This is a genomic window from Gallaecimonas mangrovi (genome assembly GCF_003367375.1).
Lineage (GTDB): Bacteria > Pseudomonadota > Gammaproteobacteria > Enterobacterales > Gallaecimonadaceae > Gallaecimonas > Gallaecimonas mangrovi.
Genome location: NZ_CP031416.1, coordinates 2,251,515 through 2,269,777, shown reverse-complemented (window position 1 = coordinate 2,269,777; position 18,263 = coordinate 2,251,515). Strand labels below are relative to the sequence as shown.

Here is an 18,263-nt window from a genome sequence, read left to right as displayed (position 1 = left end):
GGCTTAGGCCGGGTTTTTTCCAGGGTAACAAATCACGTTATGAAAGGTCACCGGTAATGGCCCCGGGTTACCGTAGCCATGTTCAAGGCTGGCATCAAAACGTAAACCGGCCCCTGCCTCTAGGGCTTGCCATTGGCCGGCTTGTAGCACTTCCATTGGCCCATCAAGGGCAATCACATGTTCCACCACCCCGGCCTCATGGGGCTCTGACTGGCGACGAAAGCCTGGGGCTAACGTGATGGCGAACATCTCAAAACCCAGCTGTGGGTTATAGGGGAACAAGGTCACCACCTTCATCTTGTCGATGTCGGGTAAAGGCGAAGGGCAACCAGTCAGCAAAAAAGACGAAAAGGACAGGCCAAAGCCGGTGGCGAGTTTCCAAAGGGTGGCCACCGTAGGGCTCGACTCGCCCCTTTCAATTTGCCCAAGCATGGCTTTTGATACGCCGGTCTTTTCTGCCGCCACGCTCAGGCTCCAGCCCTTATCGGCCCGAGCGGATTTGAGCACCGCTTGAATTTGTTGTGTTAGTGGATTCATTTGCCGCTTGTGCGTTATAGCGCACGGTGATACCGTCTGTGCGTTATAGCGTACAAGGAGAGGCCATGAGCCGCAAAGGTTTTGAGTTAAGCCATATAACAACCGGCTTTGTGGCGGTATTGGTCGGCTTTACCAGCTCGGTTGCCATCATTTTTCAGGCGGCCAAAGCTGCCGGTGCCAGTGACGGGCAAATTGGCTCCTGGATCTTGGCGCTCGGGCTCGGTATGGCCATCACCTCCGCCGGGTTCTCCCTTCGTTATAAAGTGCCGGTACTCACCGCTTGGTCAACACCCGGTGCGGCGCTACTGGTAACAGCGTTGGCAGGGCATAGCCTGGCCGAGGCTTATGGCGCCTTTGTTATTTCGGCGCTGTTGATCTTAATCAGTGGCTTGACCGGTTGGTTTGAAAAGATCATGGACCGTATTCCCATGCCGCTTGCCAACGCCATGTTGGCGGGCATTTTGGTGCAGTTTGGTATCGGCGTTTTTACAGAACTGGCGCTAAGCCCTTTGCTGGTGGGGGTTATGTTACTGGTTTACTTGCTCGCCAAACGGTTTTTACCGCGTTTTTCGATGCTATTGGTGTTGCTGGCTGGCACCGCGTTGGCGTTTGGGCTGGGGCTGTTTGATCACGCCAATTTGCACTGGTCTTTGGCGGTGCCGCATTGGCTAACGCCACGCTTTTCTTGGGCTAGTGCCCTTGGCGTAGCCTTGCCGCTTTTTGTGGTTACCATGGCGTCCCAAAATCTGCCCGGGGTGGCGGTACTGCGCAGCCACCAGTTTGATGTGCCCATTTCCAAGGTGTTAACCGGTACCGGTTTGGTTAATTTACTGCTGGCACCTTTCGGTGGCTTTGCCTTTAACCTGGCGGCCATTACCGCGGCTATTTGCATGGGCGAGGACGCGGGTAGCCAGCGTGCCAGTCGTTATAAAGCGGCGGTGGCTGCGGGCGGCTTTTATCTTTTGGCGGGGATCTTTGGGGCCAGCATCGTCGCGCTTTTTGCGGCGATGCCAAAGGCGCTGGTGATGAGCCTGGCGGGCCTGGCATTAATCGCCACCATCGGCAGCAGTTTAAAGGGCGCTCTGGCTGACGTTAAAACCGCAGAGCCTGCCCTTATTACCTTTCTGGTTACCGCTTCTGGCATGAGTCTTTGGGGAATTGGCAGCGCTTTTTGGGGATTAGTGATTGGTGCCTTGAGTCTTATATTGATGCGCCGCTGAGGGCCTGGCCTAAGGCGGTAAAGTAGCTGGCAAAGGCACTGGCACATTGCCGGCGATGCGCTCCTTCGGGAAAGGCGCCTTGGCGCGCCGCCTCACTTTGCTTGGTGCCGCTAACCAGGTAGTGGTTTGTCACTTCACCATTATCTTGTACCCAAGCTTCGAAGGCCCGGGCCATCAATTCCGTGGGCTGGCTGAAATAGAGGCTTTGCCGCTGCTCATCCAATGCCATGGCGCGATACATATAGTCGCTGGGCTTGTTGCTATCGGCGCTTAACAGCACGGTAGCAAAGAGACGGGTGAGCTTGTCATTCAGCGGATGCGGCTGGTAACAATCGCGTTCTAGCCAAAGATGGGAGGCCAACTGCCAAGGGCCAGCGTCGAGGTAGAGCTTACCGGCAATATGGTGGTCAAAGGCATGCCAAAACTCATGGGCTAAGGCGCCAGCCCCGGCATTTTTTGCCAAGGCTAAAATGCGGGTAGCCGGTTCATAGTGAGCCTGGGCATGGCGCTGGCCACGGGTGCCGAATGCCAGTTGCAATTGGCCGCGTAAACCGAGGGTTTGCGGCGGTACCTTCATCACCCAAGCCAGGTCGGCCAGTGCATCAAACACCAAGTTCGCCGCCGTGTATTGCTCCTCTTTCGTAACCCAAGCCCCCACCTTGACTCCCGCCAGTGCAAATTGATTGCGCACATCGGCAAAGCTTTGATTTTCACCAAAACGGTAATCGGGACCTCGGCGAAAAAAGGGACGCTGAATACGGGGTTGGCTCACGGTGTTATTTCCACTGACGGTTAGCGCAGCAATTTGCGCTGCTGAGCATTTTTACGTTCATTGCCAGCAAAGTTTTAATGCCTTGCTATAACTAGTGGGGAATTTTAACGAAAGTTGAACATGGAAAAGCTTAGCTTACCCCAACGCCTGACTGTTGCCCAAATTGCCGAGCTCTGGGAGCAGTGGAAAGGTTATGAAAAACAGGAAGTGACTCTTCAAGCGCAGGATGTGCACCAAGTGGATGTTGCCGGACTGCAATTACTGCTGAAACTCAAACTGGCCAACCACCTTAGCTGGGAATCGCCTTCCGAGGCGCTGACCCAAGCTGCGGCCCTGGCAGGGGTCGATTCTTTACTTTCTTTGCCCAGCGTCCAAGAGGGAGCCTGATGACCAGTATTCTTGCGGCGGATGACTCTGCGTCTATCCGCGAAATGGTGCAATTTACGCTCGAAAGTGCCGGTTTTGACGTGCAATGTGCCGAAGACGGCGCTAAAGCATTGGCGATCGCCCAAACTCGCCAGTTTGATTTGGTGATCTCTGACGTGAATATGCCAAACCTTGACGGTATTGGCCTGACCAAAGCCCTTAGGGCACTGCCGGGCTATCAATTTACCCCTATCTTGATCCTGACCACAGAAAGCTCGCCCGAGAAAAAAGCTGAAGGCAAAGGGGCGGGTGCCACCGGATGGATAATCAAGCCGTTTAATCCTGACACCTTATTAAAAACCGTCAATAAAGTGCGATAGAGGTCGTCATGGAACTGGACATGGATCGCTTTCGCCAGATCTTTTTGCAAGAGTGCGCCGAAAACCTTGAGGTGTTGGAAGCCGAATTGCTCGCCTTGGAAGCCGGCCTTGCTGACGATGACTCCATCAATAAGGTGTTCAGGGCTGCCCATTCCATAAAAGGCGGGGCTGGTACCTTTGGGTTGAGTGAAATGAGCCGTTTTACTCACCATTTGGAAACCTTGCTTGATGAGCTGCGAAGCGGTCAGCGCCAATCCACCCCGGCATTGGTGGCATTGATGCTTAAAGCTACCGATGTTATTGCGCAGATGCGAAGCGACGCTGAAGCGGGTGGTAATGGCAGTAGCCCCAATGCCGAAGACATTAGCCAGCAGCTCCAAGCGGCCTTAGGTAAAGGCGAGGCGGCGCTACCTGACACGGCAGTTGCCACCACGGCGACCACCGAAGGCGCCGACTGGCAGCTCGAGTTTGTGCCCCATGCCGATATGCTGGCCAGCGGTAACGATCCGGTGCGGTTGCTGCGCGAACTGGCAGAGCTTGGCATGCAGGTAAAGCAGTGCAATTTTGGCCGCCTTTATGACGCCGACTACGATCCGCAGCTTTGCTATTTAAGTTGGTCTCTTACCGGGCCTGGCGACATTGATGAGTCTGAGATTTTAGAGATCTTTGATTGGGTTGAGGGCGAGTGCGACGTTAACCTAAGCCGCCAAACCACAGCGTCGCCCGCGCCGGTGCTCACCGACGCCGAGCCATTGGCTGTAACCGCCGCCGTTTCATCCGCACAGCCTCAACCAGTCGCAAGCGAACCGCCGAAAGCGGCGGCGCCCGCGCGCAGCGCGCCTGAACAAAGTATTCGTATCGATATTCGCAAAATCGACCAGCTTATTAATCTGGTGGGTGAGCTGGTCATAACCCAGTCGATGCTGGCGTCGTTGGAAGGTACCGACGGCGAGGACACCCAAGAGCGCTTGGCGCGTGGGCTTTCCCTGCTTAAAAGCAACACCAAGGCCTTGCAAGAAAGCGTACTGGGTATTCGCATGCTGCCTATCAGTTTTGCCTTTAACCGTTTTCCCCGCTTGGTTCGCGATATCAGCCAACAGCTTGGCAAGGACGTCACCCTAAAAATGGTCGGTGAGCACACCGAGCTGGATAAAACCGTCTTGGAGCGTATTGGCGACCCTTTGGTGCATATGGTCAGAAACGCTTTGGACCATGGCATTGAAATGCCTGACGCCAGGCGCAATAACGGCAAGGACGCTGGCGGCACCTTAACCCTTTCGGCCTGTCATGAAGGGGGGAATGTGGTGATTGATATTGAAGATGACGGTGCCGGCCTTGATAAGCAAAAGCTTTGGAATAAAGCCGTCGAAAAAGACCTTGCCATCACCCGCGACCGGCGCATCGACGAATTCAGTGACGCCCAAATTTACGACCTGATTTTTGCCCCGGGTTTTTCTACGGCCGCAGCCGTGTCTGACCTTTCTGGCCGCGGGGTGGGTATGGATGTGGTCAAGCGCAATATCAGCGACCTTGGCGGCAGCGTTGAAATCACCTCAAAGCTTGGCAAAGGCACCCGTTTTCGTATTCGCCTGCCGTTAACCATGGCCATTCTTGACGGCCAACTGGTAGCGGTTGGTGAAGAGCTTTTCGTTATTCCCCTTATCAATATCGTTGAGTCGTTAAAGCTCGACACCGACTGCCTTATCAAAGCCGGCGGCGGTGTGGTGTTTTACCAACTACGCCAGCAAACATTACCGGTGGTGTGGTTATCCGAATTATTAGGCACCCGCGGCGAGCCCGGGCCAATACCTTTGCTGTGCGTGGTGGAAGCGGCCGGGCGCAAGTTAGGTTTAGTGGTGGATGCCTTATTGGCGCAGCAGCAGGTAGTTATTAAGTCGTTAGAACAGAACTTTCGGCGGCTGCCAGGTATCTCTGGCGCCACCATTTTGGGTGACGGCCAAGTCTGTTTGATTTTGGATGTGCCAGGCTTGGTGGCGCGGCGTATGGCCCAAGGCGGTAAAGCCGACGCGGTAACGGCGGCATAGGAGGGCGACCATGGAATGTCTGACGTTTTTACTGGGCAATGAGCGTTTTGCCGTAGACATCCTGCGGGTGCGGGAAATAAGGGTTTGGGCCGCACCAACGCGGCTACCGGCGGTGGCCGACTACGTCACCGGAGTCATTAACCTGCGCGGCATGATAGTACCCATTGTCGATTTACGGCTGCGGTTTGGCATTGGTGACGCCAATGTCGATATGAACACCGTTACCTTAATTTTGGGCAATGGCGAAGAGCGGTTAATGGGGCTGGTTGTTGATGCGGTTGCTGATGTGCTGGTGCTCAGTGAACAAGATGCCGTTACCAGCAAGTTGGGCCACAGTGCGGTGCTGCCGTTTTTACAAACGCTGGTGCGCCATCAACGGCAAGTGGTTGCGGTGCTGGATGTCGATGCCTTGATGGATCTTCATACCGTTGCGCAAGGAGAGGGTGACCATGCAGCCTGAACTCTTAACCTTCCAGTGTGGCGAGGAGCTTTTTGCATTGCCCATTAATGTGGTCAGGGAAATTCGTGGCTGGCAAAAGCCACGCAAGATGCCAGATGCCCCCAAGCATTTATTGGGGTTGGTGATGTTGCGAGAAAGCCCGATGCCGGTCATTGATTTGGGCTGGCGTTTAGGGCTTGGTCGTACTGCCATTGATGTCACCACCGTTGTGATTGTGGTGCAGCAAGGCGACGGGCCAATGCTGGGGCTAGTGGTGGATGCTGTGGCTGACGTTGTCCAGCCCTCCGATAGCCAGCTTAAGCCACCGCCCCCCATGGGCAAACGTCTTGCCATGGGCGCAGTAAAAGGGGTGATGGCGGTAAATGACGATCTGCTGTTGATGTTAGATGTTGAGCATCTTTTTGATCTTGATGAAATTTTTTCAATTGTAGATAGCGCTCTAGCCAAAGAGGAGAGTCCCTCATGTCCGTAACCTCATCAATGAAAAAGCTTGGCCAACTCTTCTCTCGCCAAAGTGGCCGCCTTGGCGTTCACAAGGATGATGATAAGGGCATCAGTAAAGCCCACCTTAAAGCGGCGCTTGATTCAACTCAAACGGCAATGATGATTGTCGACAGGGAGCTTCGTATTACCTACATCAATCGGCAAAGCCTTGAGCTTTTCAAGAAAAACGAAAAGATTTTCCAGTCGATTTGGCCAGATTTTAAAGCGTCCAGTGACTTTATGATGGGGCGCTGTATTGATGGTTTTCATAAAGATCCCAGCCATCAACGCAAGTTGTTGGGTGACCCGAGCAACTTGCCCTACCAAACCGACATCACCATTGGTCCTTTGAAGCTTGAACTGACGGTTGGCGCCATTATGGATGGCGGCGGCCAATACGTAGGGTCCAGCCTGGAATGGGCGGATGTCACGGGGCTTCGCCAGCAAGAAAGTGATATTGCCCGTTTGCGCTCAACGGTTGATCAGGTGCAAACCGCTATTGTCACTATCGACCGCGACTTTTTAATTACCTATGTCAACCAAGCCTCATTGGATTTGTTTGCCGCCCAAGAATTGAAGTTTCGCCAGGTATGGCCGGATTTTCGCGCCGAACTCGATTGGCTGATGGGGCGCTGCATTGACGAGTTTCACCAGCGGCCAGAACACCAGCGTAAACTATTGGCCAACCCCAATAACTTACCCTACCGCACCGATATCACCATTGATGATGTGATTATTGAACTCAATGTCTCCACCATCATGGATGGCAAAAGTGCCTATATCGGCAATACCTTAGAATGGCGAGATGTCACCGATGAAAGGGCACGGCAATTAGAGGTTGGCCGCCTGACATCGGCAGTGATGGGCATGACCACCAACCTGATGATGGCCGACCTTAATGGCCGAATTGTCTTTATGAATCCGTCACTGGTGGCGCTGCTGGAATCTCGCGAAGCCGCGCTTTCGCAAATTTTCCCAGGCTTTTCAGTAAGTAAGCTGATTGGCGAAAATATTGACCGCTTCCATAAGAACCCCAAACACCAACGCGGCATTATCAATGACCCTGAGCAACTGCCGCATACCGCATCCATTAAAGTTGGGGATCTGGAGTTCCAGCTAACCGTTATCGCCATGCGTGACTCGGTCGGCAAACACATCGGTACTGCGGTGCAGTGGATGGACATTACCGAGGTGCAGGATGCGCAGCGACAAATTGGCTCGCTTATCGCGAAAGCCACCGAAGGTGAGCTGACCGAGCGCATTAATGTCAGCCAGTATCAAGGGTTTATGAAAAACTTAGGCGAGGGCATCAACAGTTTGCTTGAAGCCATTGTGATGCCTATAAGTGACAGCATTCAGGTGATGAGCGCGATGGCGCAGGGTGACCTGAACCAAAATATGTCTACCGAGTTTGAAGGGGAATTTGGGCGTTTAGCAACCGCGGTCAATACCACCATTGAGAACCTGCGTGACATGGTGTCGCAGATCAACACCGCCGCTGCCAAAGTCACCAATGCCTCAACCGAAATAGCCCAGGGCAATAACGATTTATCGCAGCGTACCGAAGAACAAGCATCAAGCCTTGAAGAAACAGCCGCCAGTATGGAAGAGCTGTCGGCGCAGGTGAAAAGCAGTGCCGATAATGCTCGCCAAGCGAATCACCAAGCGCAAGACGCCATGGTTCGCGCCCGTGAAGGCGGCGAGGTGGTAACGCAAGCGGTAGGCGCCATGACCGAGATAGAAAGTGCCAGCCGTAAAATCGCCGATATTATCGGTGTGATTGATGAAATTGCCTTTCAAACCAACTTGCTGGCCCTTAATGCAGCGGTTGAAGCGGCCCGCGCCGGCGAGCAGGGTCGCGGTTTTGCTGTCGTGGCCTCAGAGGTACGTAACCTTGCCCAGCGTAGTGCCGGTGCCGCTAAAGAAATCAAAGCCTTAATTCAAGACTCTGTGGCAAAAGTGTCTCAAGGTTCGAAGCTGGTGGGGGATTCCGGGCACCGGCTAACCGAGATTGTGACTGCCGTTGAAGAAGTCACCAAGCTGATGAAAGAAATCGATATTGCCAGCCAAGAACAGGCAACGGGCATTGATGAGGTCAGCCGCGCCGTTACCCAAATGGATGAGATGACACAACAAAATGCAGCCTTAGTCGAAGAAGCGGCAGCCTCGTCTGAATCGTTGCTGGATGAAGCGCGGCAACTGGTGCAGTTAATGGCATTCTTTAACGGTGAAATGCTCGAGCAAACGGCGCCACAACAGGCCGCGAAAAAGCCGGTGGCAGCAACCGTTGCTAAACCCACCAGAGCACCGGCCCCCAAAGCGGCCGCACCAAAAGCCAAAGCGGGTAAAGGGAAATTGGCCGATGAGGGTGAGGAATGGGAAGCCTTCTAAATCCGACGGACGGGTTTGTCTTTACGCCAACGGATTTTGCCTTTATCCGTGAACGTATTTTTGCTTTGGCTGGCATCCGGCTTTCAGAGCAAAAAGACAAAATGGTCTACAGCCGCCTTAGCCGGCGTATCCGTGAGCTGGGGCTGAAAGATTTTTCCCAGTATTTACTGCACTTGGATGGTGATAAGGGCGAACAGGTGCTGTTTATTAATGCCCTAACCACCAATAAAACGCAGTTTTTCCGCGAGGGCCATCATTTTGAGTTTTTGGCCGAGCTGGCAATGGAACACCCAGGGCCACTGCGAATTTGGTCATCAGCCTGTTCAACCGGGGAAGAGCCTTACTCTATTGCGGCGCAGCTAGTGAGTATGGGCAGGCTCAATGACCGTATTTTGGCAACGGATCTTAACACCCAGGTGCTGGCGAGTGCCGAAAGCGGACTTTATGACGTAAACGAAGCCAGCAGTATTCCAAACGCCATTCTTAAGCACACTTTTTTAAAGGGCAAAGGCCGTTCAAAGGGGTTAATGCAGCCCCGCAGTGCCCTTCGCGAACGCATTACCTTTAGGCAACTGAACTTGATTGGCCCTTGGCCTTTTAAGCAGGACTTTGACGTGATTTTTTGTCGAAACGTGATGATTTATTTCGACAGACCGACCCAGAAGAAGCTGGTAGAGCGTTTTTCTCAGCATCTAAAAATGGGTGGGTATCTGCTGCTCGGCCATGCCGAAGGATTGGAGAAAGACCAGCGTGGTTTTTGCTCTATAGGTAAAACGATTTATCAGAAGGTAGCGCTGTGAGTCTTGCTGTGAAACGTTTTTTTGACCCGTCTCGTGAGCGACAAATGGTCAAGGTATTGCCTGGCGAATATTTTGTGACCGGTGGTGATGAGCTTATTGCAACAACCTTGGGCTCATGTGTTTGCGCCTGTATCTGGGATCCGGTTGCCATGGTCGGCGGGCTTAACCATTTTATGCTGCCGGAAGACAAAGGCGGCCTTGAACCCTTATCGAAAAGCAACCGCTATGGCACCCATGCCATGGAAAGCCTGGTCAATGGTCTTATCAAGCTTGGGGCGCGGCGGGAAAGGTTAAAGGTCAAACTGTTCGGCGGAGCCCGGGTATTTGGCCAGGGCAAAATTGGCGACATGAATATGGAGTTTGTACGCCGCTTTGTCGAACGTGAGGGCTACCAAGTGGTGGCAGAATCCTTGGGGGGCTTCTTGCCCCGCAAGGTGTTATTTGAGCCCACTATCGGTAAGGCCTGGATCAAAACCCTTAACCATCTTGCCAACAACACCCTCGAAAATCGTGAACATCAAATGGCGAAAAAGCTGGATGTGGGCAGTGGCGACAATGTGGAGCTTTTTAAATGATCAAGGTCGTGGTGGTGGACGATTCGCAGCTGATGCGGGCCCTTATCACTGACATTTTGGAAAAAGACCCTCAGATGCAGGTTGTTGGGGAAGCTGAAGATCCTTTTGAAGCAAGAGACGTTATCAAAGCCACCAACCCCGATGTGCTGACCTTGGACATTGAGATGCCCAAGATGAATGGCCTGACTTTTCTGAAGAACCTGATGCGGCTGCGCCCCATTCCGGTGGTGATGGTGTCAACCCTCACTCAGCATGGCGCCGATGCCACCCTTGAAGCGCTTGATTTAGGGGCGGTGGATTACGTACCAAAACCTTCAGCGGGGGCAACCGCCGCATTGGTGGCCTACAGCGAGCTATTACGTGAAAAGGTGAGGGTGGCGGCAACGGCCAACTTGCAGCAGCAGCGCAGTCTGCCCAATAGAGCCACCTTCGATATTAACCCCCGCAAACTGGAAGCCATTTTAATCGGTGCCAGTACCGGCGGCACCGAGGCGGTAAAAAGAGTGCTTTGCCAGTGGCCTGCCAATATGCCGCCTATCTTGATTGTGCAACATATTCGGCCACTGTTTTCAGCGGCTTTTACCCGCCACCTTGGCAGTTTGACCCAATTGAAAGTGGGTGAACTGGAAAAAGACACCAAAATTCACCCCGGTGAGGTGTGGGTGGCCCCTGGCGATCGCCATATGCGGCTGGTACGAAAAAATGGTGCTTTAATCGCGCAGGTGTTTGATGACGATTTGGTCGGGCGCCATCGCCCGGCTGTGGATGTGTTATTTCGCTCGGCAGCCGAAGCGGGGGCTGGGCGCATGCTGGCCATGTTGCTTACCGGCATGGGTAAAGACGGGGCAGATGGGCTTTTGCAATTGTCTAAAACCGGCGCCACCACCTGGGTACAAGATGAAGCCAGCTGTGTGGTCTGGGGAATGCCAAGAGCGGCCTGGGAATTGGGCGCCGCCAGTTATCAGGGGAACCTTGATGAGCTGGCGGCCAAAACGCTGTCGCTGCTGAAAAACTAGAACAGTTCGACGTCGTCATCCTCAATTTGTGGGGGGGCGCTGGCACTTTGTTCCAGCTGGATGGCGGTTTGGGCAGTGTCGAGCATATTTTTGAGCCGAACCTGCAATTCACGCAGATCGCCTTCGGTGTCACGCAGCGTATCAGCGCCTTTCTCTATCAGATCAGAAAAAAACGCTTCTTGTTTTTCGTTGAGTTCAAGCACATGAAAACTGGAACGAATTTCATTGTTAAGGTCGGTAATTAAGGCCTCTAGGCGATGGTCGTACTGGCGAATGGTATCGCTCAGTTCAGTCATGGAGCCTTGCAGGGCATCAACCATACTGGCCATGGTGTGCTGGCGGTGTAAATCTCGCCATTTAGCCTCCATGCCTTCCACTAACACCGCCACGACATCCCGCAGTTTCCCCGCCTCAATATCGTCGGTTGGCATGTCTTTCACCAAAAAAGACACGTGGTGGTCGTTCACCATGAGCCGGGTCCCGAAGGGATAGAGACGGCCTTCACTGATCAGTAAGTTATAAATATTTTGCTCGATGGGGGATACTGGCTGTTGGTTTGGGCCATAAAAGCTCAGGGTGCCGTCCTTGTGAAAACACAAGGTGGTTTTAAATTCAAAAAAATCGGCTGCGGCAAAGAAAAGGTCAGCCAGTTGTTCCTCGGTTTGGCAGGCCATCAGGTTTTTTAGAAACTGGGTAATAAAGCCGTACTGCGATGCTTCCTTCATGGAAGCAAAGGCCATTGCTCGGGATTTGGCTTCTTTTTCACTGAGCTGCTGTTTGCTGGCAAGATATTGGCTGCAATGGTCAATGCGGGCAAGAAACTCAGTCATTTCAAAAGGTTTACTGATGAAGTCGGCGGCACCTGCCTGCCAGGCCTGTACCCTTTTGTCCAAGTCATTGTGCCCTGAGACAAACATAATGGCCCTGTCGTTAGCCAATAACTGCGGGGCCAAACTGAGCCCGTCCTGGTCAGGGAGGTTGACGTCCAGCAACACAATATCTGGGTTGTTTTGCTGGCAATAGGCAAGGGCTTCTTGGGCGCTACTGGCCGTACCCACTTGTTTGACCCTGCCGTCCAGCATGTCAGCGATCAGCTCTTGAAACTGCAAATCGTCATCCACGATGAGAATGTGGCTGTCCATAAGGCTCCTGTGTATCAAGAAGAGTAACCAGATAACGGATCAACTCAGTGCGTGACACCGGTTTGTTGAGCCGAGGAAGATTGGCCAGTTCTGCGGGTACTGAAAAAACAAACCCTGACATCAATAAGATAGGCTTGTCGGGAAACTGCATGCGAAACGCTTTGGCCAGCTCAAAGCCCGACATTTTCGGCATTTCAACATCGCAAAGCAGAATGTCATATTCGGTGTTTTTAAGAGAGGCTCTCGCCTGACGGGGGTCTTCAAAGGCGCTTACCTGCAAACCGAGCTGTGTCAACTGTGCCGATACCACTTGTAAAAGGTCGGCTTCATCGTCAACCAGTAATAACCTTTTATCTTGCAGGTGATGCAGTGCCGGGCGTTCTTGCGCGGTAAAGATCTCCCCCCCTGACGATTGCGGCAGCCAGATATGCATGTCGGTACCTTTACCGAGTTCGCTGTTTACCTGCAGGTAGCCTTTAGAGCGTTTTACAAAGCCATATACCATTGAAAGACCAAGCCCTGTACCTTGGCCTATGGGCTTGGTGGTAAAGAATGGGTCAAGAATTTTATCGAGATGTTCAGGGGCAATGCCGCTACCGGTATCCGCGACAACAAACTCAATATAGGGGCCGGGTCTGACCTCCATATTGAGTTTGGGGATCTGCCGCCCCAAAAGCACCGGCATGCAAGTTAAGCGAATGGTGCCTTTGTCTGCAATCGCATCCCGGGCATTAACCGCCAGATTGACAATGGCGTCGACAAAGTCGCCGCGGTCAACTTTGACCGACCCACATTGGGTGTCCAGCTCGACTTCCAGCGCAATGTTTTTGCCTAAGCTCGATGACAACAGATCTTCTGCGTCAATCAGCAGTTGGAAAGCCGGAACCTCTTCATTACTGACCGGTTCCTGGCGGGAGAACTGGGTAAGCCGGCGGGTGAGGGTAGATGCCCTTTTGGCAGCCTTTAATGCCTTTTCGACACTGCGGGTGCCGGGATGTTCTGGCTCCAGTTTCAGGTTCAACAGTTCTAAGTTGCCTTGGATGATACCAATGATGTTATTGAAATCGTGGGCTATTCCAGACACTAACTGACCTATTAACTCCATTTTTTGGTTACGGGCCAACAACGCCTCAGTGCGGCGGTGTTCGGTAATGTCTTGAAGAATAACCAGCTGTGACGGTGCCTCATCATCGGGGCGATGAAGGGGCGTATGCAGTACCAGTAAGGTGTTGTCTGGAGCATGTTTAGGGGTGAGGTCTACACCGCTCCTTTCATTGCTAAGCAGCGCTTCAGGGTTGGATGAGAAAAAGTCGCCAGGAAAGGCTAATGCCTTGCTGTCATCGCCAATGGCCAACAGTTGTTTGGCTGCCTGGTTGGCTTCATCGATAACCGGTTGGCCGTTTTGTTCATGTAAAAACAACAATCCCAAATTGGCTTGTTCAAAGGCTTGTTCGTACAGGCGAAGACGCTCCTCGCTGGCCCGCCGCGTAGAGGCGTCATAGACAATGATCACAAAGCCGTCGTGGTGCATTTCATGGTAGATGGGGGTAATGGACATGTTCAGCCAAACTGGCGAGCCATCTTTGCGATAATTTAAAATATCACCATGAAAGTATTGGCGTTTTTCCATGGAGCGATAAACTTCGTGCAGGGTGTTGGCGTCGGTGGCTTTACCGGCAAGAAAATCCCCTGGGCGCTGGCCAATCAGATCATCAAGGCCGTAGCCGGTGATGCGTTCAAAGGCGGTGTTTAACCATTCCACCCGGCGCTCTTTGTCACAAATCATGGCGCCACTGCCGGTTTGCGACACCACCAGCGCCAGGCGATTCATGCGGGTTTGACTTTGTTGCTGGAAGGTCATGTCTTGCACAACCCCAAAAATATCGCTGATTTGGCCGTGATGGTCGGTAACGGAAACGCCTTTAATACTGACTTGGCGCCACTGGCCGTCGTCTCTTAACAGCCGGGCTTTAAATTGACGCTTTATCGGCGCCTTTTGTGCCTCAACCATCAGGGCGCGCAGTATCTCTTGGTCGTCACTGTGATAGCGGCTAATGGTGTCTTCTACGCTGGGCTGATAGCTCATTGGCAGGCCGTGAATGTGGTAGACCTGCGGCGACCAAAAAAAGCGGTTATCCGGTAAGTGCCAATGCCAATATCCCAGCCCGCACAGTTCATCAGCGATTTTTAAAAGGGTGCTGTCACGGGCGGCCATGGTGCTAACAATTTGCAACCGTACACAGTCATCTTCTCGCACCGCCGATAGCCAGTAATGGGTTTCAGCGGTTTCGGTTTCTACGATGGCTTGTTGGTGCTCATCCAGCTGCGAGCGCAGCGCTTTCATCGCTTCTAATGACCACTTACCGAAATGTTGATGCAAAAAAGCCCGCAGAGGTAACTGCTGCTGAGTGCCATCTTCACTTAGCGTGAGTTGATGCGTTCCTGGCTTCCAGGTGAGAGTGATGAGATGAGGAAAAAGACCTGCCATCGCCAACCATTCCTTTGTACATGAGCCAAAGTATGGAAGTGATTAGCGATTTTTCAAAAATCCAGGCCACTAATATCATTCAACGGCCCAGTTTTTAGCTGGAAAAGCGTTCCAAAAGTGAGCGGGTCAGTAGGCCAAGTACCACCGGAACCAGCCAAAGGCCACCCGAGGCTAATACCAGTAAAAGATGCATGTTTGAGGAGAGGCTAAATAAGGCGCTCTTTTCGTTTGTCATTTGGCGAGTTGAGTTATTTTCTAAAAGCATGATGGACATCCTTGTTGGAAACAGACGTGAGCGATACGCAAGGGATCCTTCCTTGGATCAGTTACTGCTGATTTTGTCTTTCCTTTATTACTTAAAAAAGAGCTAACCGAGGCGAGCGCCTTTAAAACAATGCCTAGCAAGGGCGCCAAAGCGCAGCTTTTATCCGCCTTTATAACCGTCGTTCAAGGTGCCAAGAAAAGCGATGATGTCATTAATTTGCGTGGCGGTCAGCGCCGGCACATCACCCAGATGGCGGTTTAAGGGCGCGTCGGTAGTGTCGACGTTTTTAAGGTATCGGCGCGGTAAATCGTTATAGATAACGGGTTTGCCGTTGGCGCCTTTTGGATAAAAGCGGCCAGGCGCTATGTCGCGGTAAACGTACCAATCAAGCACGTCTTTTAGTGAGTGATAGAGCCCATTGTGAAAGTACACCGGGCGGCGGGCGCTATTGCGCAAGCTGGGCGTTAAAAACATGCCGCAATATTGTGTTTGCGCTTTCATGTTTTGGCGAAAGGGCCCGCACAACCCCAAGTCGTGCCAGTGCGGATCGCCATTGGCAGCAATGGCGCTGTTGCGGGGCACGCCCAAGGCTTCGTATTGATAGTCGGTAAACAGTGGCGGTAAGCCATCTTTACCGACTTTATCCATATGGCAGGCGGCGCAGTTGCCCGCTTTAGGGTCGTTAAACGCCAAGTAACCACGAACCTCGGCGCGGGTTAGCCGTGCTTTCCCCTGAAGCCAGGCATCAAACTGGCTTGAAAAGGGATGAAAGGCCCGGTCTTCAATTTGATAACGCGACAACGCAAACATCGCTTCGCTGACAGCGAGTTTAGGATTGTCAAAAATATTTCTCCCAAAGAGCGCGGTAAAGTCGTTGCGGTAAGGGCTACTGGCCAGTTTTGCCGCCACTTCCTGGTCTGAATGTGCTGCCATCTCCACTGGATTAAAGAGCGGTCCGCTGGCTTGCTGCTGCAAGGTATCAACCCTGCCGTCCCAAAAAAGCCCACCCATCGGCACTAAGTTGCTGGCAGAAAGGGCGGTGGAATTGGCGCTTTTAATGGCTTTTTTACTGGCCTTGGCCAGGGCCACTTGTTGTTGCAGTGTCGGTATTTGGTCGTTATCGCCCGGTGCATCCGGGCCTATTGAGAAAAGAGGTTGGCGATAAAGGTACTTTAGCGATGGCACAGCCCTAAAGCCCTGCTGCTGCATTAGCCGGCCACCCTGCACCACGGGCGTTGCGGTGGTGGGGCCGAAGTCATGGCTTGGGGCGTGACAACTGGCACAAGATAATTGGCCAGAGCCAGAAAGGCGCTTATCAAAAAACAGCTTTTCTCCCAGCATGGCCATGGCCGACAGCGGTTTGGCCTTGGGAATAAGCAGCTGCACCGGCGCTGGGTTGATACCCAAACTCAACTTGGCGGCATCCAGTGGGTGCTTGCGCCAATCTTCGAGTGGTACCGGGCTGAGCCGCAGCAACACTACTATCAACGTCAGCACCACCAGGGTGCTGACCAGAATAAGAACATGGCGAAACCGCTTTACCGAATAAGGGGACAACACATTCATCATGGTAACCACGGGGCAGCAAGCTGCCCCGAAGTCTGTCAGGCTTTATGTGTGTTGATGCTTGAGGCCTTTACCGGCAAGCCGGTTTCAGGGTCAAGATAAAGTGGCTTTTGGTGGCCATGTTTGAAGTCAAACAGGTTCATAATACTGCCCGCAGTTGCATCAAAAGAGCCGCCCCCTAAGCGTTTGCCACTTAGCCAGTTGTCTTCAATAAAGCGCACTATCGAGGCTTGCGAGATTAGCTTATGGCTGACGAAGTTAGCTTTAGCAAAGGGTGACAGCACCAGAAACGGGATGCGGGTACCCGGGCCACAGCGGCCGTTAACAGGCTTTCCTTTCACGCCGTTTGGTGCCTGGGTATGGCCACAAACACCTGAACCATTGAGTTGATCGGCACTGTCATCAAATGACGAGAAGCGGGTTTGGGCAAAGGCGTGATCGTACCAGCCGTCGGAGTCATCCCAAGCAACGATAATTGCTGTGTTTTTCCAGTCAGGTTGCTGCTCTAAGAAATTCACCACCTGAGTAATAAAGCGCTGCTCGTCCAGCGGGTCGGAATAGCCTGCGTGACCGTCTTGATAAGCCGGGGCTTTAAGGTAGGCAACCGCTGGATAGTTACCGGCGGCAACAGCGGTATAAAAGTCGTGTAAGTCGTATTCGTGATTGGCAGGCTCCGGGGTTTTACCGTCGGCCTCGAGGGAATAGCCAATGGCGGCAACGGATGATGGCCGGGTGTGATTGGGGTTGGCCGTGGATTGATAATACTGGAACCAAGCGTGGTGAGGGATGTAGTCGGTTACGGTGCTATTAACGACCGTCGAATAGGTGCTGCGGCTACAGGCAGTGGTGCCATTGGCATTGTTGGCACTTAAATCAAAGCCGCCCATAAAGCTTCCCCAGCTAATGTTGGCGTTATTGAGTAGGTCGCCAATATTTTTGCCGGTCATCCAAACCTGGTCGGTTGCCGAGGAGCAAAGGTCGGTTGCCGGGTCGACGTCGTTGATCATGGTATAGCCACCTTGGCCATCGGCGACGTAATAAGATGACTTCGATGATTTAATGATTTTCATGCCGTTGGTTTGGCCTGATACCGCTTCTAAAGCGCCCGGTGTTGAGGGGCCATAGGTGTTGGTATAAGCCGCATCACTCATGGCAAAACGTTGGGCGTATTGCCAGAGGGCAGTGACGGTATTGCCGTCAAAATAACCCATTACCTGGCCGCTGGTGCCAAAAGCACCTACGCCACCGGCGCTACCGTTACCGGTATATTTGGGGAAAAGATCGGCCTTGCCGCCGTCATAGGCTTGCTGTTCTGCTGTGTAGGCGTGGTTTTGGTCGGCGGTGTCGGCTTGCGAGCGGTCCAGGCGATAAGGGTTCGCAGCATCTGTACCGTTTTCAGTGTTGGTAAAATTGGGGTTGTTCGTTAAAAGGTGCGCACTGACTAAATTGTTAACGGCTGGCGTATTGCGCGTGGTATGAAATGCCGGTTCGCCCTTGGGATTGGTTGCCTTAGGGTAGGTTGCAAAGTAGTGGTCAAAAGACACGTTTTCACTGTAGATAACCACCAAATGCTTAATGGGTGTCGCTGTCTTTAGATGGTCGGCATCTTGTTGGTGCGTTTGTGCAAAACAGCTTGCCGCAGCTAACGCCAGGGCGGACACGGTAAAGGCGAACAATCTAGGGCTGTACATAGGGCTTTCCTTAAATGCAGGCGAATAAAGGCAACAAGGCTTGGCAGCTGCTGAGCCTGCTTAAGA

General features: G+C 52.8%; 16 protein-coding genes. 10 read left to right on the top strand and 6 right to left on the bottom strand.

The features are described from left to right. Positions 1–3: 3 nt before the first annotated feature. Positions 4–537: a helix-turn-helix domain-containing protein gene (locus tag DW350_RS10865; RefSeq protein WP_115718892.1), complete on the bottom strand. Its 534-nt coding sequence runs from the start codon at positions 535–537 to the stop codon at positions 4–6. A 65-nt stretch (positions 538–602) separates the two neighbouring features. On the opposite strand from DW350_RS10865, the gene DW350_RS10860 reads away from it, so the two are divergent. Next, positions 603–1,757, top strand: a complete 1,155-nt coding sequence (locus DW350_RS10860) for a benzoate/H(+) symporter BenE family transporter (RefSeq protein WP_115718891.1) — start codon at positions 603–605, stop codon at positions 1,755–1,757. Here the strand turns inward: DW350_RS10860 and DW350_RS10855 are convergent. Next, complete coding sequence (locus tag DW350_RS10855) at positions 1,738–2,529, bottom strand: CLCA_X family protein (RefSeq protein WP_115718890.1); 792 nt, start codon at positions 2,527–2,529, stop codon at positions 1,738–1,740. The two genes, DW350_RS10860 and DW350_RS10855, sit on opposite strands and share 20 nt — an antisense overlap. A 120-nt stretch (positions 2,530–2,649) precedes the next feature. Here DW350_RS10855 and DW350_RS10850 point away from each other — a divergent pair, with 120 nt between their 5' ends. Genes DW350_RS10850 through DW350_RS10810 form a run of 9 tightly spaced genes read left to right on the top strand, consistent with a single transcriptional unit; the run spans position 2,650 to position 11,045 of the window. Then, positions 2,650–2,916, top strand: coding sequence for an STAS domain-containing protein (locus DW350_RS10850; protein WP_115718889.1), 267 nt, complete (start codon positions 2,650–2,652; stop codon positions 2,914–2,916). Further along, positions 2,916–3,275: a response regulator gene (locus DW350_RS10845; RefSeq protein WP_115718888.1), complete on the top strand. Its 360-nt coding sequence runs from the start codon at positions 2,916–2,918 to the stop codon at positions 3,273–3,275. Before DW350_RS10850 ends, DW350_RS10845 begins: the two co-directional genes overlap by 1 nt. Before the next feature lie 8 nt (positions 3,276–3,283). Next, positions 3,284–5,320, top strand: coding sequence for a chemotaxis protein CheA (locus DW350_RS10840; protein ID WP_115718887.1), 2,037 nt, complete (start codon positions 3,284–3,286; stop codon positions 5,318–5,320). 10 nt (positions 5,321–5,330) lie between these two features. Further along, a complete protein-coding gene (locus tag DW350_RS10835) occupies positions 5,331–5,780 on the top strand; it encodes a chemotaxis protein CheW (protein ID WP_115718886.1) in 450 nt (149 codons plus the stop codon). After that, entirely contained in the window at positions 5,770–6,252 is a 483-nt protein-coding gene (locus DW350_RS10830; RefSeq protein ID WP_115718885.1) for a chemotaxis protein CheW, read from the top strand. Before DW350_RS10835 ends, DW350_RS10830 begins: the two co-directional genes overlap by 11 nt. After that, on the top strand, positions 6,243–8,654 hold the full coding sequence (gene aer2, locus DW350_RS10825; RefSeq protein WP_115718884.1) for an aerotaxis transducer Aer2: 2,412 nt from the start codon (positions 6,243–6,245) through the stop codon (positions 8,652–8,654). The genes DW350_RS10830 and aer2 overlap by 10 nt, the downstream gene beginning before the upstream one ends. Further along, positions 8,639–9,454, top strand: coding sequence for a CheR family methyltransferase (locus DW350_RS10820; protein ID WP_115718883.1), 816 nt, complete (start codon positions 8,639–8,641; stop codon positions 9,452–9,454). Before aer2 ends, DW350_RS10820 begins: the two co-directional genes overlap by 16 nt. An 8-nt stretch (positions 9,455–9,462) precedes the next feature. Continuing rightward, on the top strand, positions 9,463–10,029 hold the full coding sequence (locus DW350_RS10815; RefSeq protein WP_226911313.1) for a chemoreceptor glutamine deamidase CheD: 567 nt from the start codon (positions 9,463–9,465) through the stop codon (positions 10,027–10,029). Further along, a complete protein-coding gene (locus DW350_RS10810; protein WP_115718882.1) occupies positions 10,026–11,045 on the top strand; it encodes a protein-glutamate methylesterase/protein-glutamine glutaminase in 1,020 nt (339 codons plus the stop codon). Before DW350_RS10815 ends, DW350_RS10810 begins: the two co-directional genes overlap by 4 nt. Here DW350_RS10810 and DW350_RS10805 read toward each other — a convergent pair. The 4 genes from DW350_RS10805 to DW350_RS10785 form a co-directional block, all read right to left on the bottom strand. Continuing rightward, a complete protein-coding gene (locus DW350_RS10805; RefSeq protein ID WP_115718881.1) occupies positions 11,042–12,187 on the bottom strand; it encodes a response regulator in 1,146 nt (381 codons plus the stop codon). The genes DW350_RS10810 and DW350_RS10805 overlap by 4 nt on opposite strands. Next, positions 12,159–14,675 (bottom strand): PAS domain S-box protein, encoded by a 2,517-nt coding sequence (locus DW350_RS10800; protein WP_115718880.1) that lies wholly within the window; start codon positions 14,673–14,675, stop codon positions 12,159–12,161. Before DW350_RS10800 ends, DW350_RS10805 begins: the two co-directional genes overlap by 29 nt. Before the next feature lie 424 nt (positions 14,676–15,099). Continuing rightward, on the bottom strand, positions 15,100–16,509 hold the full coding sequence (locus tag DW350_RS10790) for a cytochrome-c peroxidase (RefSeq protein ID WP_115720616.1): 1,410 nt from the start codon (positions 16,507–16,509) through the stop codon (positions 15,100–15,102). Between the two features lie 35 nt (positions 16,510–16,544). Further along, positions 16,545–18,197 (bottom strand): phospholipase C, encoded by a 1,653-nt coding sequence (locus DW350_RS10785; RefSeq protein ID WP_115718878.1) that lies wholly within the window; start codon positions 18,195–18,197, stop codon positions 16,545–16,547. Between the last annotated feature and the right edge of the window lie 66 nt (positions 18,198–18,263).